Origin of the sequence: Jiangella anatolica, from assembly GCF_003236295.1 — a bacterium.
Lineage (GTDB): Bacteria > Actinomycetota > Actinomycetes > Jiangellales > Jiangellaceae > Jiangella > Jiangella anatolica.
In genome coordinates, this window is the sequence record NZ_POTW01000037.1 from 12,802 (window position 1) to 26,910 (window position 14,109).

A 14,109-nucleotide genomic window follows, 5' to 3' on the forward strand; every position below is an offset into this window, starting at 1 on the left:
GAGGCTGCCCCATGCACCGCGGTGTGTACTTCGACGCCTGGTTCCCCCGCCAGCACTGCTATCACCCGAGCCTGCCGCCGCGCCGGCTGCGGATGGTCGACGACCTCGTCGACTACCGCGCGACGGTGCTGGTCTGGGCCTCGCTCGGCGGCGGCTCGCTGGCGCTGCCGTACCTGGAGCAGGAGGCGTTCGGCCCGGTGGACGCGCGGTCCCGGTTCTACGGCTTCGTCAACGACAGCGAGTTCATCGCCGCCTGCCACGAGCGCGGGATCAAGGTGCTCGGCATCGTGTTCGAGGCGCAGGGCTGGGAGTTTCCCGTCGAGCTGTCCGACGACGAGGACGAGGTGCTCGCGCTCAACGAGCTGCGCGGCGCCGGCAGGCGGGACTGGCTGGGGCTGCGCGAGTTCTCGTCGAACCGCTACCCGAAGCTGTGGAAGCCGGTCGAGCACTACTTCCCGGACGGGCTGGTCGACAGCGACGGCGAGCCGGTCACCGACCTGATCGAGGAGTGCGTGGTCCGCGACATCCACCAGCAGCCGTGCCACGCGCACTGGGTGGAGTGCCCGGACCGCGAGCACCAGTGCTTCTACATGGACCGCAACAACCCGGTCTGGCGCGAGTACCTCAAGGCCGTCATCCGGATCCAGATCGACGCCGGCGTCGACGGGATCCAGCTCGACGAGGCCGAGCTGCCGATGGGCGCGTTCCAGTACGGCGCCTGCTTCTGCAAGGACTGCATGAAGGGGTTCCGCGCATACCTGCAGGGCCTGAAGCCGTCGCAGGTCGACATCGCCCTCGACGGCGTCGACCTGGCCACGTTCCACTACGGCGAGTGGCTGCTCGCCCAGGGCTACGACTTCAAGGACGGGCGGGAGTCCACGCCGCTGTTCGGCGACTACTACGCCTTCCAGTGCCGGTCGATCAAGGCGTACTTCGCCGAGCTGGCCGACTACGCCCGCGAGTACGCCCGTTCGGCAGGCCGCGAGATCGTCGTCTCGGGGAACTTCTTCAACCTGGAGCCGATGTACCTCGCGCTCGCCGACGACGTCGACCTGATCATCACCGAGATGCGCAACACGACGTACCGGCAGCCGGAGTGGTACCGCTACGTCGCGGCGTTCGCCGGCGACAAGGACGTCGTGGTCGTCGAGAACCCGTACGGCGGGGTCGTGCCTGAGCTGATCGGCCTGCTGGCCGAGGGCAGGGGCCACGACCTGTTCCGGCTGTCGCTGTTCGAGGCGGCCGCGCTGGGCGCGAACATGTCGGTGCCCTACGGGTCCTGGATGGGCAGCGTCATCGAGGACTCCTTCTACGCGCCGCACGGCCTCGCGACCGAGATCCAGGCCTTCCTCGCCGATCACGAGCGGCTGTTCGCCCGCCGCACCGCCAACGAGGTCGCCGTCGTGTTCAGCGTCGCCAGCACCCGCGAGCTGATCGGCCAGGCCGACGCGAGCGACAACACCACCAACCGCCGCGACGAGTCGGTCGTGGTGCCCTACCGTGCGGTCACGCGGCTGCTCGCCGACGCGGCCGTCCCGTTCGACGTGGTCATCTGGCCCGACGGGGTGACGGCGCCGGACCGCGCGTCGGCGGCCGAGCTGGAGCGCTACACCACCGTCGTGCTGCCCGACGTGCACACGCTCACCGAGGAGCAGGCCGCGGCGGTCGAGGGCTACCTCGACGGCGGCGGGACCGTCGTCGCGACGGACCGGCTGGCGGCGCGGCTCGGCGGCGACGCGCGGATCCGCCCGGCCGGGCGCACGTCGGCCGGCGAGCTGCTGCCGCACGGCCGCCAGGTCGAGACGCCGGTCTCGGTCGCGGCGAACCTGCAGCAGCTCGCCGACGGTTCCTGCGCGCTGCACCTGGTCAACTACGACTACGACGCCGCGGCCGACGCCGTCCGCACGCTCGCCGACGTGCCGCTGCGGGTGCGGCTGCCCAAGGCCAAGCAGTACGCGACCGTCGTCGCGAGCGACGGGTCCCGCACGCCGCTGCAGGTCACCCGCGAGGACGGCGTGCACGGCGTGGTGCTGGACCGGCTGGGCGTCTACGCGATCGTGGTGTTCCATGACGGTGAGCTCTGACATGCGGATCGCGGTGCTGCGGGGCCGGGAGCGCTTCGAGATCGACGACGTGCCGGTGCCCCGGCCACGGCCGGACGAGGTGCTGGTCCGCGTGGTCGCGTCCGGCGTCTGCGCCGGCGAGCTGGACCGGTGGGCCGAGGGGCCGGCCGCGGCCGAGGAGCTCTACCTGGGCCACGAGGTGAGCGGCGTCGTCGCCGAGCTCGGCGCGGAGGCGGCCGGGCTGGCCGTCGGCGACCGGGTCGGCGTCTGGGTCACCGAGCGCGGCTTCGCCGAGTACGTGACCGTGCGCGCGGCGCACTGCTTCCCGGCCGGCGCCGGGCCGCTCGACGAGGCGCTGGCCGAGCCGCTGGCGTGCGCCGTCAACGCCGTCGAGCTGGCCGCGCCCCGGCTCGGCGACGACGTGGTGGTGATCGGCGCCGGCTTCATGGGCCACCTCGTGCAGGCGCTCACCGCGCTGCGCGGGCCGCGCCAGGTCATCGTCGCCGACACCCGGCCCGACGCGCTGGAGCGGGCCGGCCGGCTGGGCACCGCCCGCGTCGTCGACGTCACCCGGGAGTCGCTGGCCGACGTCGTCCGGGAGCGGACCGGCGGCCGCGGCGCGGACGTCACGTTCGAGTGCACCGGCACCCAGGCCGGGCTGACCACCTGCGGCGACGTGACCCGGATGAGCGGCACTATCGCGATCGTCGGCTTCCACCTTGGCGCGCCCCGGCAGCTCGCGCTGGGCCACTGGAACTGGATGGCGTTCTCGATCGCCAACGCCCATTTCCGCGACCCGGAGACGATCCTGCGCGGCATGGAGACGGGCATGCGGCTGGTCTCGTCGGGCGTCCTGTCGATGGCCGGCCTGGTCACCCACCGGTTCCCGCTGGAACGCGTCGACGAGGCGTTCGCGACGCTGCGCGACAAGCCCGCCGGCTTCGTGAAGGCGGTGATCGCCCTCCCGTAGGGGTGAGCCCGGTCAGGCGGTGCCGCGGACGACGAGCGGGCAGGGCAGCACGACGGTGCGTCCGGCACCGGAGTAGCGGCCGGACAGCCGGCTCAGCAGCAGGTCGCCGGCGGTGCTGCCGGCCTCGTAGGCCGGGTTGCGCACGGTGGTGAGCTGCGGCGTGACGATGGTGGCCGCGTCGACGTCGTCGAACCCGATGATCGCCAGGTCGCCGGGCACCTCGAGGTCGAGCTCGTGCGCGACGTCCAGCGCGCCGATGGCCATCAGGTCGTTGGCGCAGAACACCGCGTCCGGCGGCGAGTCCAGCGCCATCAGCGTCCGCATGGCCCGGTAGCCGCCCTTGCGGGTCCAGTCGCCGCGCACCAGCAGCTCGGGGACCACCTTGTGCTTCGCGGCCTGCATCGCGGCCCGGAAGCCGGCGGTGCGCTGCGCGCCGTAGCGCTGCGGGCCCTGGATCATCGCGATGCGCCGGTAGCCGCGGCCGGCCAGGAACGCCGTGGCCTCGCGCGACCCGGCCTCGTCGTCGGGGGTGATCGCGTCGCACAGCGGATGGTCGAGGTGGTCGCCGATGCAGATGATCGGGGTGGCGGCCTCGGCCGGCCCGAACGTGATGTCCGACGCGGTCTCGCCGGAGGCGAACACGATGCCGTCGACCCCGCGGTCCATGACGTCGTCGAAGAACTTGCGCTCGCGTTCGTGCTGGCCGTCGGTGTTGCAGACGTAGGTGCCGTACCCGGCCGAGTCGACCGCGTCGGCGAGCCCCCGCGTCAGCACCGCGTAGAACGGGTTGGTGATGTCGGGCACGACGATCGCGATCATGTGCGACTGCCGGGTCCGCAGGTTGCGCGCGACGTGGTTGGGCCGGTAGCCCAGCTCCCGGATCGCCGCCATCACCACCTCGCGGGTGGTCGCATTCACGACGCGCTTGCCCGAGAGGACGTGCGAGACCGTCGTCGGGCTGACGCCGGCGCGGTCGGCGACGTGAGCGATGGTGACGCGACCAGGCGTCGCCGGCACTTCGGTCCGGTCGCTCCACGACATGGCGCTACTCTACGTGAGTCAAATCGATTTGAGCCGACCGGGGCGCGCCGATGACCGACCTGATCGAGAGGTACACCGTCGAGTCGCTGCTGCCCGTCGACCTCGGCGCCCGGGTGATCCGCCAGCGGCTGACGTCGGCCGGCGTGCACTGGCACGACTACTACGAGCTGTGCCTGGTGCTCTCCGGCACCGCCGAGCACGTGCTGAACGGTGAGCCCCTCACGATCGGCGCGGGCAGCGCCTTCCTGCTCTCCCCGGCCGACCTGCACGAGCTGCGCGTGCTCGGGCCGGAGCCGCTGGACTGCTACAACACCGTGATCGAGCCGGCCCTGATGGAACGGCAGCTGGCCGCGCTCGGCCCGGCATCGGTGCACGGGTTCCCGTGGCGCGCCGACGACTTCGGCGGCGCCGGGCCCGACCTGCGCCGCCTGCGGGCCGAGTGCGAGGAGCCGCGGCTGGGCTCGTCGCTGCTGGTCGAGGCGCTGGTCGCCGGCCTGGTCGTCGAGCTGGCCCGGCGCTGCGACGTCGGCAGCGGTCCGCGCGTGCGTCGTCCGGCCGGCGAGGACCAGCTGCGCGACGCGGTGCTGTTCGTCGACCGCCACTTCCGCGAGCCGATCACGCTGGCCGACGTCGCGGCGCGGGCTCACCTGTCCGCGAACTACTTCAGCGAGCGGTTCCGGCAGTTCACGGGCACGCCGTTCCAGCTCTACCTGCAGGAACGCCGGCTGCGGTTCGCGCGGTCGCTGCTGGCCGCGTCGGCGCTGTCGGTGTCAGAGGTCTGCCACGCCTCCGGGTTCAACAGCCTGTCGCACTTCGGCCGGGCGTACCGCCGGCGGTACGGCGCCGCGCCGTCGGCCGGTCACGAAAGCATGAAAATGTGACGTCCGTGTGACGAGAACCACCTCAATCCCTTGACACGGGACGCACCGGCAACGATGCTTCCCGCCAGAGAGCCAAACGATTTGCATCCGGCAGTACCGGAGTGAGCAAGGAGCTGGTTCGGTGAGGATAAAGGTGTCCCGTAGGGCGGCCACTGCGGTCGCCGCCATCTCGATCACGTCCGTGGTCCTGGCCGCCTGTGGCGGCGAGTCCGACGAGCCGGACGCTGCGCCACAGGGTGCGGGCGAGGGCCCCGTCGAGGCCCCCTCGGAGCCCGTGACCGTCTCGTTCTTCTCGTGGATCGGCAACCAGCCGGAGATGCAGCTGCTGGCCGATGAGTTCCACGAGGAGCAGCCCAACATCACCATCGAGTTCGAGAACGTCCCGGCCGAGCAGGCCGCCCAGGTCCTGACGACGCGGATCGCGGGCAACAACGCACCCGACGTCGCGTACGTCAACGCCAGCGACACCGCCGACTACGCCTCGCGCGGCGCCGCGGTCGACCTGGCGAACTACATCGAGCGCAGCGAAGTGGTGAACCCCGACGACTATGTCGAGGCGTTCAAGACCTTCGTCACCTACGAGGACGCGATGTACGGCCTGCCGATGGGCGGCGAGACGACCGGCCTGTTCTACCGCACCGACCTGTTCGAGGCGGCCGGGATCGACGGCCCGCCGGCCACCTGGGAGCAGTTCGAGGAGGCGGCCGCCGCGCTGACCGACCCGGCGGCCGGCACGTACGGGTTCGAGATGTTCGCGCCGGAGTCGGCCTACTACTGGTACCCGTGGCTCTACCAGGCCGGCGGCGACCTGCTGAGCGAGGACGGCGAGATCCTGTTCACCAGCGACGAGGCCCGCGAGGCCGCGGACTTCTACGTCGGCCTGGCCCAGTACGCGCCGCCGGACTACCTGAACTCCAACTCGTGGGACGGCCGGGTCGCGTTCGCCGAGGGGCAGGTCGGCATGTACATCGCCGGCGCCTGGTTCGCCGGCACGCTGACCGAGGAGTTCCCGGACATCGAGGGCAAGTGGGCGACCGCTCCGCTGCCCGAGGGCGAGGCCGGCTGCAAGACCACCATCGCCGGCGACTCGCTGGTGATGATGGACCAGACCGACAACCCCGACGCCGCCTGGCTGTGGATGGAGTTCCTGTCCCGGCCCGAGACCCTGGCCCGGCTGACGTACGAGACCGAGGGCACGCTGCTGCCGCCGCTGACGTCGCTGCTCGAGGGCGAGGAGATCACGCAGGCCAAGCCGGTCCTGCAGGGCTTCATCGACCTGATGCCGTGCGGTGTCGCGAGCACCGTCGCCAACCCGCTGTTCCCGCGGATCGAGACCGTGCTCAACGAGGAGCTGGGCAAGGCGATCTACGGCGACCAGAGCGCCGAGGACGCGCTGAACAACACCGCACAGCAGGCCGAGGCGATTCTCGCCCGAGGTTGACGATCAACGGAGGAGGACGCATGTCGAGGGCGGTGGCGCCGGCCGGCGAGGACACCCAGCGGACCGGACGCAGCAGCGGGCTGCGCCGGCGAGTCTGGCGGGAACGCTCGGCGTACCTGTTCATCGCCCCCGGCGTGATCGTCTTCTCGGTCTTCACGCTGGCCGCGCTGATCTTCGCGTTCTACCTGACGTTCCACCGGTGGAGCATCATCGAGCCGGACCGGCCCTTCGTCGGGACGCAGAACTACGAGGACATGATCCACGACGAGCGGTTCGTCCAGTCGGTCCTCAACACGGTGTACTTCACCGGCGCCTCGGTCCCGCTGACGATGATCATCGGGCTCGGCCTGGCGCTGCTGCTCAACCAGCCGATCCGCGGCCGGGCGATCTTCCGCACCGCCTACTACCTGCCGGTGGTGACGCCGTTCGTGGTGTCGGCGCTGCTGTGGAAGTGGCTCTACAACGGCGAGTTCGGGCTGTTCAACTACTACCTGATGCGGACCCGGCTGATCGACGAGCCGCTGCTGTGGCTGTCGGATCGCAACCTCGCCATGCCCGCCGTCGTCCTGATGAGCGTGTGGAGCGGGGTCGGGTTCTCGATGGTCGTGTACCTCGCCGGCCTGCAGGCCATCCCCGCGCAGCTGTACGAGTCGGCCAAGATCGACGGCGCGGGGATGTGGCGGCGCATCCGCCATGTGACGATCCCGCTGCTGCGCCCGACGACGCTGTTCCTGCTGGTCATCGGCATCATCGGCTCGCTGCAGGTGTTCACCCAGATCTTCGTCATGACCAGCGGCGGGCCGGTCAACAGGACCACGACGATGGTCTATTACATGTACCTCTGGGCGTTCAAGTACTACGACATGGGCTATGCCAGCACGCTCGCGTTCGCCCTGTTCGCGATGCTCCTCGTCTTCACCGCGCTGCAGCTGCGGCTGTTCCGGGACGGAGGAACCGAGTGACCGACGTGACGGACGAGCAGACGATCCCGGCGCTCGCGCCGCCGCCCCCGGCCCGGCCCAAGAAGCGGAAGCGGCCACTCGACAAGGACCACGTCACCCTGCGGGCGAAGCTGGGGAGCTACCTCATCCTCGCGCCGGTCGCGATCCTGTTCGTCGCGCCGTTCGCCTGGCTGATCAGCGCGTCGTTCCAGCCGATCAGCACCATCTTCGCCAACCCGCCGACCTGGCTGCCCGACGACCCGACGCTCGACGGCTACAAGGGGTTCCTCAACCTCGGCGAGCTCAGCGAGGCCCAGCAGGCGCAGGGACACGGCGACTGGCGGTGGTTCGCGAACAGCGCGTTCGTCGCGGTCACGATCACGGTGCTGCAGACGTTCTTCAACGCGCTGTGCGCCTACGCCTTCGCCAAGCGCCGCTTCCCGGGCCGCAACGTCATCTTCGTGCTGTTCCTCGCGACGATGATGGTGCCCGGCCAGGTCACGCTGATCCCGAACTACATCATCATCCAGCACATCCCGTTCTTCGGCGGCAACGACTGGCTCGGCAACGGCGGGCACGGCTGGCTGGACTCCTACTGGGGGCTGATCATGCCCGGCGTGGTCAGTGCGTTCGGCATCTTCCTGCTCCGCCAGTTCATGCTCTCCATCCCCGACGAGCTGCTCGACGCCGCACGGGTGGACGGCGCCGGCGAGCTGCGGATCTTCTGGAGCGTGGTGCTGCCGCTGTGCACGCCGGCGCTCGCCGCGAACGCGATCTTCACCTTCCAGGGCGCCTGGGAGGACTTCTTCTGGCCGCTGGTCATCCTGTCCGACCCGGACAAGCTGACCGCGCCGGTCGGCCTGGCGCTGTTCGTCGTGCAGAACCGGACCGACTGGAACCTGCTGTTCGCGGGATCGGTGATCGCGACGCTGCCGATGATCCTGGTGTTCGTGATCTTCCAGCGGCACTTCGTCCGCGGCATCGCGGTGACGGGCATCAAGGGGTGAGCGACGAGCTGACGGTCGGCCTGCTCGGCGCCGGCCGGATCGCCGGCGTCCACGCTCAGGCGTACCGCGCGCTGCCCGGCGTCCGGCTGGTCGCCGTCGCGGACCCGGTGGCCGGGAAGGCCGAGCGGATCGCCGTCGAGCACGGCGCCGAGACGTTGCGCGACCTCGGCTCCCTGCTGGAGCTCGGTGTCGACGTCGTCGACGTCTGCACCCCGCCGCACCAGCATGCCGGGCCGACGCTCGCGGCGCTGGCCGCCGGCCGCCACGTGATCTGCGAGAAGCCGCTGGCCCGCACGCTGGACGAGGCCCGCCGGGTGGTCGCGGCCGCGGCGGCCGCGCCGGGCCTGCTGATGGTCGGTCACGTCGCACGGTTCGAGCCGGATCACCGCGGCGCCCGCGACCGCGTCGTCGCCGGTGAGATCGGCGTGGTGCGGCAGCTGACGCACAGCACCACCTCGGGGCTGCCGGGCTGGGGCGAGGCCGGCTGGCTGACCGACCCGGCGCGGTCCGGCGGGCCGCTGCTGGACCAGGCCGTGCACAGCTTCGACTTCGCCCGCTGGGTGATCGGCAGCCCGGCGGTCCGGGTGCAGTGCATGGCCGCGGCCGGCGCCGCCGGGCCGGCGACGTACACGCTCACCACGGTCCGGTACGAGAACGGCGCCATCGCGCACGTCGAGTGCGGCTGGGCGCACCCGGCCGCGCGCGGCTTCAAGCTCTCGGCCGAGATCGTCGGCGCCGAGGGCCGGCTGTCCTGGAGCTACGACCAGCTGATCGGCGGCGTCCTGTATCCGCGCGAGGGCGACGCCGAGTGGTGGGACGTGCTGGGCGACCGCGGGTTCGTGCTCGAGCTGGGCGCGTTCCTCGACGCGATCCGCGCCGGTGGGCCGTCACCGGTGCCGGCCGCCGAGGCACTGGAGTCGCTGCGCACGGCGCTGGCCGCGCTGGAGTCGGCCGGCACCGGCCGCACCGTCGACCTGACCACCTGGGAGGGCTGATGCGCCCGATCGGCATCGCGATCCTCGGCGCCGCACACACGACGCACGCCTGGGCCTACGCGCGCGCGTTGTCCGGGCTGCCGGACGTCCGGGTGACCGGCGTCCACGACGCGGTGCCGGCGCACGCGGAGTGGATCCGGCGCGACTTCGGCGTCCCCTTCGTGGACGACGCCGAGGCGCTCGTCGCGGCGCCGGACGTCGACGCCGTCATCGTGTGCGGCGCCACCGTGGACCACCGCGCGCACGTGGAGCTGGCCGCCGCGCACGGGCGGCACGTGCTGTGCGAGAAGCCGCTCGCGACGAGCGTGGAGGACGCCCGGGCGATCGTCGGCGGCTGCGACGCGGCCGGCGTGCAACTGCACGTGGCGTTCGTGTCGCGGTTCCTGCCGCTGGTCGGCCGGGCCCGGGCGGCGGTGCGGTCGGGCCGGCTCGGCGAGCTGATCGGGCTGGTGGGCGGCAACCGCGGCCGGCCGCCGCTGCCGCCGTCGTACCCGCCGTGGATCACCGACCCGGTCGCCGCCGGCGGTGGCGCCCTCATCGACCACTCGGTGCACGTCACCGATGCGATGCGGCATGTCAGCGGGCTCGAGGTCACCGAGGTCTCCGCCGAGGCCGGCTCGCTGCTCTGGGACCTTGGCGTCGACGACGTCGCGGTGCTGTCGCTGCGCTTCGACAACGGCGCCGTCGGCAGCGTCGACCCGAGCTGGTCGGTGCCCGAGGGCAACCCCTGGGACTACGACTTCTACCTGCGCCTGGTCGGCACCGACGGCTCGCTCGACCTCACCGACGCCGCCGAGGCGCTGCGGGTGGTGTCCGTCCGCGACGGCGCACCGCGCGGCCTGCGGCTTGGGTCATTCGCCGAGGACGCGGACCGGGCCATGCTCGCCGCGTTCGCCGAGTCGGTCCGGGCGGGCGCCGTCCAGGACCCGTGCGCCACGGGCGTCGACGGGCTGCGGGCCCTGGAGATCGCTCTCGCCGGCTACCGGTCCGCAGCCCGTCACACCCCCATGATCATCAATGATCCAACCACCCAGAGGGGGGTGGATCATTGATGATCATGGGACTCGCGGTGGGGTCCAGAGGGGGTCGCGGCAGGGCGCGGCGGCGAAGGCGGCGCTGATCGCGTCGGCGGCCGGCTTGCGCTGCAGGTTGTCGTCGAAGGCGAGCGGCCGCCGAGGTGCGCCGTCCGGCCGCGGCTGGTCCTCCTCGAGCCAGGTGTAGCGATCGGTGAGGCCGAACGCGACGACGACCTTGACGGCCTCCTCGTCCAGCGTGACGTCCAGGTAGCGGCGGTAGACGTCGGCCACCTTCTGGTCGCGCGGGCCGATCGCCGCGGGCAGGCCGTCGTCGAGGACGTCGAGCTCGGTGATGAGGATCGGCAGGCCCCGGTCGGCGATCTCGCCGAGAAACGCGCGGTAGGCGTTCTCGTTGAACCTGGTGGCGAACCGGTCGGCGAGCAGATGACCCTGGATGCCGACGGCCTGCACCGGGACGTCGTCGTCGAGCAGCGTGTCGATCGCCGTGAGGTACGCCTGCCGGCGCGGCCCGGGCTGGTCGCCGAACTCGTTGACGGTCTCGAAGCCGAACTCGTTGATGAGCAGCAGCGCGCCGGGGTCCTCCTGATGCGCGATGTGGAAGCTCTCGGCGATGTAGCTCGATCCGATGGTGGCGTACCACGGCACGTTGGTGCGGAACCCGTTCGCGTCGGCATCGAAGGGGTCGGTCACCTCGTTGGCGACGATCCAGCCGTCGGCGCGGCCGCGGTAGTGCGCCACCTCCGCGTGGATGACGCCGTACAGCAGGTCGCTGGCCTCGGCCGCCGTCAGCCCCCACAGATCGTCCTCGGTCCAGCCCTCGCCGAACCCCTCGTCCCAGGCGAGGTGGGCGGCGATGACCAGCTGCTCGTTCTGCTCGGCGAGCCCGATGATCTGGTCACCGGGGCCGAAGTTCAGCGGCGCGTCCGGGCTCGGCTTGAGCTGGTACCAGAGCAGGTCGTCCTCGGTGAAGAGCAGGCCGGCCTCGCGGGCATGCAGGGCCGGGTAGTCGGCGTCGAGCTGCCAGGTGGCGATGGAGGAACCGAAGACGATCCCCCTCTGCCAGGCCTGCTGCCACAGCGGTGGGTACCCGCTGCGGGGACGGCGGGGACGGCGCCCGGCCTGGGCGACGCCTGCCAGGCCGGTGGCGCCGACGGCCACGGCTCCGGCGCCGGCCAGCAGGGAACGACGGGTCACGGGTCTCGGCTCGTGCATGCGGACTCCTCGGGAGGACGGGATACCCGGTCGACGTTGTGACGACCCTCACACGCAAATCGATTGCCATGACCGTAGTGGCTGCCCCGCCGCGAGGGCAAGACCCCGGCGCGGCAGAGTTCAGACGACGCCCTTGACGAGGAGGAAGCAGCCGTAGGGACGTGCCTCGGTGGTCGCGACGACCAGGTAGGCCCCGGCCGCCCGCCGGTAGAACTCGAACCGCTCCAGCGGCGCCGAGGCGACCGCGCGCCCTTCGGCCTCGTCGACGGCGGCCTGCAGGTCGGCATGCACCTCCAGCACGGTGCCCTCGTCGCCGACCGGGCCCATCCGCAGCAGCGCGGGCTCGACGAAGGTGTCGACGGGGAACACGGTCAGGATCGCCCGGGCCGCCGTGGTGACGTCCACGCCGGACAGCGTCACCAGCCGCCGGGCGGTCGACGCCGCCGGGAAGTTGCGGTCGACGATCGCCAGCACGTCGCCGTGCCCCATGTCCGCCAGGTGGCCGAGCAGCGCGCCGTTGAGCAGGGGGTCGATGGTCTTGAGCACGTGAGTCCTCTCGTCGGTGGAGGCGGCGGTCAGGTGTGCAGGACGACCTCGCCGTCGCGCTGCGACACCCGGTAGGTCGGCAGCCCGACCCGCTTCGGCTCGAGCAGCGACCGGCCGGTCTCGAGGTCGAACTCCCACCCGTGCCAGGGGCAGCGGACCACCCGATTGTCCATCCCGTAGACCAGCTCGTGCGGACCCGCGGGCACGAAGGTGCCGCTCAGCGAGCCGGCGCAGATCGAGGCGCCCATGTGCGGGCACTTGTCGCCGATCGCGAAGAACTCCTCGCCGACGCTGATCACGCCGACCCGGCGGCCGTCGACCTCGACCACCCGGCAGCCGTCCCGCCGGACGTCCTCCACGGGTCCGATGCGCACGTCCATCCGCCCTCCCTCTCTGGACAATCGTCGAGCCAAACGATTTGCTAAGCATGAACTCTGACGGTTTCCGGACCGTCCCGCAACGGTTGCCCGCACAGGAGCCCTCATGACCGAACTCCTCGACCACCCCGCCGCCGAGGACGCCGAGGCGAGCCGCTACCGCCTGGTCGACTGCGACGTCCACCCGATCATGAAGGGCGGCATGGGCGACCTGCGGCCGTACCTGTCGCGGGCGGCGCAGCGCCGGCTCGGGCTGGACGAGCGCCGCAACCTCACCACGACCGGCCACCGCGAGGCGGTGTCGATCCCGCGGAACCTGCTCTACGTCAACCAGGCCGGCGTGCTCCGCGACGACGCCCGGGCGCCGGACGGCTCGGCGCCGGGCGCGGATCCGGAGTTCTCGGCCCGGCAACTGCTCGACACGCACGGCATCGACCGCGCCGTGCTCATCGGCGGCGAGGTGCTGGGGCTCGGCGCGCTGCCCGACCCCGACGCGGCCGCGCTCATCGCGTCGGCCTACAACGACTGGCTGGCGCAGACCTGGCTCGCCGCCGACGAGCGGTACAGGGGAACGCTCGTCGTCGGCGCCCAGGACCCCGCGCTCGCCGCCCGCGAGATCCGGCGCGCGGGCCGGGACGAGCGGTTCGTCGCCGTGCTGCTCCCGCTGACGAACATCCTCATGGGCGAGCGGCACTACTACCCGATCTACGAGGCCGCAGCCGAGCTCGGGCTGCCGGTCACCGTCCACCCCAACTCCGGCGAGGGCATCTTCCGCACGTCGCCGCCGATGGCCGGCGGCACCCCGACGTACTACGTCGAGTGGCACACCGGTCTGAGCCAGGTGTTCCAGGCCAACGTGATCAGCCTGGTCTGCCACGGCGTCTTCGAGCGGTTCCCGGACCTCAAGGTCGTCGTCACCGAGGGCGGGATCGGCTGGATCCCGGACGTGATCTGGCGGCTGGACAAGAACGTCAAGGGGCTGCGCGACGAGGTGCCGTGGATCAAGCGGCTGCCCAGCGAGTACATCGCCGACCACGTGCGGTTCACCACACAGCCGCTGCCCGAGCCGAAGCGGCGCAGTCACCTGCACGCGCTGCTCGAGGTCGCCCGGGCCGACCGGACGCTGATGTTCAGCTCGGACTACCCGCACTGGGACTTCGACGAGCCGTTGCACGTCCTCACCGCGCTGCCGCCGGCTACCCGGGACCGGGTCAAGGCGCGCAACGCGATCGAGACCTACGGCGACCGGCTCTGAGCCGAGCCGGTCAGTCCGGGTACCAGGCGGCCCGGCGCAGGTCGACGCGCTCGCCGTCGCGGGTGAGCGGGGTGCCCTCGGCGGCGAACTCGCGCAGGGCCCGCACCTCGTGCCCGCGCGGCGGCCGGCCGGCCGCCGTCACCACGCGCCACCAGGCCACCGTCCCGCCGACCGTCGACATGACGGTGCCGACCTGACGGGGCCCGCCGCGGCCCAGCGTCTGGCCGACGACGTCGGCGATGGCGCCGTAGGACATGGCCCGGCCCGGCGGGATGGCCTCGACCACGCTCAGCACCGCCTCGGCGTATTCGTCGTCCATCCGCCCATGGTGCCTGACCGACGA

Annotated in this window: 14 protein-coding genes; 9 read left to right on the forward strand and 5 right to left on the reverse strand. The window is 71.7% G+C overall.

Annotated features, from left to right (window positions below; all coding sequences use genetic code 11):
- Positions 1 to 11: 11 nt before the first annotated feature.
- Entirely contained in the window at positions 12 to 2,084 is a 2,073-nt protein-coding gene (locus C1I92_RS16355; protein WP_111255716.1) for a type 1 glutamine amidotransferase family protein, read from the forward strand.
- Positions 2,068 to 3,033 carry a zinc-binding dehydrogenase gene (locus C1I92_RS16360; protein ID WP_111255717.1) on the forward strand — a complete coding sequence of 322 codons (966 nt, stop codon included), beginning with the start codon at positions 2,068 to 2,070 and terminating at the stop codon, positions 3,031 to 3,033. The genes C1I92_RS16355 and C1I92_RS16360 overlap by 17 nt, the downstream gene beginning before the upstream one ends.
- A gap of 12 nt (positions 3,034 to 3,045) precedes the next feature.
- Here C1I92_RS16360 and C1I92_RS16365 read toward each other — a convergent pair whose 3' ends face one another.
- Positions 3,046 to 4,074 (reverse strand): LacI family DNA-binding transcriptional regulator, encoded by a 1,029-nt coding sequence (locus C1I92_RS16365; protein ID WP_111255718.1) that lies wholly within the window; start codon positions 4,072 to 4,074, stop codon positions 3,046 to 3,048.
- A 50-nt stretch (positions 4,075 to 4,124) separates the two neighbouring features.
- Between C1I92_RS16365 and C1I92_RS16370 the strand changes: the two genes are divergently transcribed.
- The 6 genes from C1I92_RS16370 to C1I92_RS16395 all read left to right on the forward strand — a co-directional run bounded on the left by C1I92_RS16370 (position 4,125) and on the right by C1I92_RS16395 (position 10,391).
- Entirely contained in the window at positions 4,125 to 4,955 is an 831-nt protein-coding gene (locus C1I92_RS16370; RefSeq protein WP_111255719.1) for an AraC family transcriptional regulator, read from the forward strand.
- A 133-nt stretch (positions 4,956 to 5,088) separates the two neighbouring features.
- On the forward strand, positions 5,089 to 6,396 hold the full coding sequence (locus C1I92_RS16375) for an ABC transporter substrate-binding protein (RefSeq protein ID WP_111255720.1): 1,308 nt from the start codon (positions 5,089 to 5,091) through the stop codon (positions 6,394 to 6,396).
- A 20-nt stretch (positions 6,397 to 6,416) separates the two neighbouring features.
- A complete protein-coding gene (locus C1I92_RS16380; RefSeq protein WP_111255721.1) occupies positions 6,417 to 7,358 on the forward strand; it encodes a carbohydrate ABC transporter permease in 942 nt (313 codons plus the stop codon).
- Positions 7,355 to 8,344 carry a carbohydrate ABC transporter permease gene (locus tag C1I92_RS16385; protein WP_158564159.1) on the forward strand — a complete coding sequence of 330 codons (990 nt, stop codon included), beginning with the start codon at positions 7,355 to 7,357 and terminating at the stop codon, positions 8,342 to 8,344. Before C1I92_RS16380 ends, C1I92_RS16385 begins: the two co-directional genes overlap by 4 nt.
- The gene (locus C1I92_RS16390; RefSeq protein WP_158564160.1) at positions 8,341 to 9,339 is read left to right on the forward strand and encodes a Gfo/Idh/MocA family protein; all 999 of its coding nucleotides are present in this window, start codon (positions 8,341 to 8,343) and stop codon (positions 9,337 to 9,339) included. Before C1I92_RS16385 ends, C1I92_RS16390 begins: the two co-directional genes overlap by 4 nt.
- The gene (locus C1I92_RS16395) at positions 9,339 to 10,391 is read left to right on the forward strand and encodes a Gfo/Idh/MocA family protein (protein WP_111255723.1); all 1,053 of its coding nucleotides are present in this window, start codon (positions 9,339 to 9,341) and stop codon (positions 10,389 to 10,391) included. Before C1I92_RS16390 ends, C1I92_RS16395 begins: the two co-directional genes overlap by 1 nt.
- 3 nt (positions 10,392 to 10,394) lie before the next feature.
- Here the strand turns inward: C1I92_RS16395 and C1I92_RS16400 are convergent, their stop codons facing one another.
- The 3 genes from C1I92_RS16400 to C1I92_RS16410 all read right to left on the reverse strand — a co-directional run bounded on the left by C1I92_RS16400 (position 10,395) and on the right by C1I92_RS16410 (position 12,514).
- Positions 10,395 to 11,588, reverse strand: coding sequence for an endo-1,4-beta-xylanase (locus C1I92_RS16400; RefSeq protein ID WP_111255724.1), 1,194 nt, complete (start codon positions 11,586 to 11,588; stop codon positions 10,395 to 10,397).
- A 120-nt stretch (positions 11,589 to 11,708) separates the two neighbouring features.
- Entirely contained in the window at positions 11,709 to 12,134 is a 426-nt protein-coding gene (locus tag C1I92_RS16405) for an RbsD/FucU family protein (protein ID WP_111255725.1), read from the reverse strand.
- A gap of 29 nt (positions 12,135 to 12,163) precedes the next feature.
- On the reverse strand, positions 12,164 to 12,514 hold the full coding sequence (locus tag C1I92_RS16410; protein ID WP_111255726.1) for a Rieske (2Fe-2S) protein: 351 nt from the start codon (positions 12,512 to 12,514) through the stop codon (positions 12,164 to 12,166).
- A 103-nt stretch (positions 12,515 to 12,617) separates the two neighbouring features.
- Between C1I92_RS16410 and C1I92_RS16415 the strand changes: the two genes are divergently transcribed.
- Positions 12,618 to 13,766: an amidohydrolase family protein gene (locus C1I92_RS16415; RefSeq protein WP_111255727.1), complete on the forward strand. Its 1,149-nt coding sequence runs from the start codon at positions 12,618 to 12,620 to the stop codon at positions 13,764 to 13,766.
- Positions 13,767 to 13,776: 10 nt separating this feature from the next.
- Here C1I92_RS16415 and C1I92_RS16420 read toward each other — a convergent pair whose 3' ends face one another.
- Positions 13,777 to 14,085 (reverse strand): MGMT family protein, encoded by a 309-nt coding sequence (locus tag C1I92_RS16420; protein WP_111255728.1) that lies wholly within the window; start codon positions 14,083 to 14,085, stop codon positions 13,777 to 13,779.
- Positions 14,086 to 14,109 lie beyond the last annotated feature (24 nt).

Excerpts from the sequence above, each read along its gene's own strand:
- C1I92_RS16395 (WP_111255723.1), top strand. The coding sequence starts at position 9,339 with ATGCGCCCGATCGGCATCGCGATCCTCGGCGCCGCACACACGACGCAC.
- C1I92_RS16420 (WP_111255728.1), bottom strand. The coding sequence starts at position 14,085 with ATGGACGACGAATACGCCGAGGCGGTGCTGAGCGTGGTCGAGGCCATC.
- C1I92_RS16360 (WP_111255717.1), top strand. The coding sequence starts at position 2,068 with ATGACGGTGAGCTCTGACATGCGGATCGCGGTGCTGCGGGGCCGGGAG.
- C1I92_RS16355 (WP_111255716.1), top strand. The coding sequence starts at position 12 with ATGCACCGCGGTGTGTACTTCGACGCCTGGTTCCCCCGCCAGCACTGC.
- C1I92_RS16415 (WP_111255727.1), top strand. The coding sequence starts at position 12,618 with ATGACCGAACTCCTCGACCACCCCGCCGCCGAGGACGCCGAGGCGAGC.
- C1I92_RS16410 (WP_111255726.1), bottom strand. The coding sequence starts at position 12,514 with ATGGACGTGCGCATCGGACCCGTGGAGGACGTCCGGCGGGACGGCTGC.
- C1I92_RS16380 (WP_111255721.1), top strand. The coding sequence starts at position 6,417 with ATGTCGAGGGCGGTGGCGCCGGCCGGCGAGGACACCCAGCGGACCGGA.
- C1I92_RS16400 (WP_111255724.1), bottom strand. The coding sequence starts at position 11,588 with ATGCACGAGCCGAGACCCGTGACCCGTCGTTCCCTGCTGGCCGGCGCC.
- C1I92_RS16365 (WP_111255718.1), bottom strand. The coding sequence starts at position 4,074 with ATGTCGTGGAGCGACCGGACCGAAGTGCCGGCGACGCCTGGTCGCGTC.
- C1I92_RS16370 (WP_111255719.1), top strand. The coding sequence starts at position 4,125 with ATGACCGACCTGATCGAGAGGTACACCGTCGAGTCGCTGCTGCCCGTC.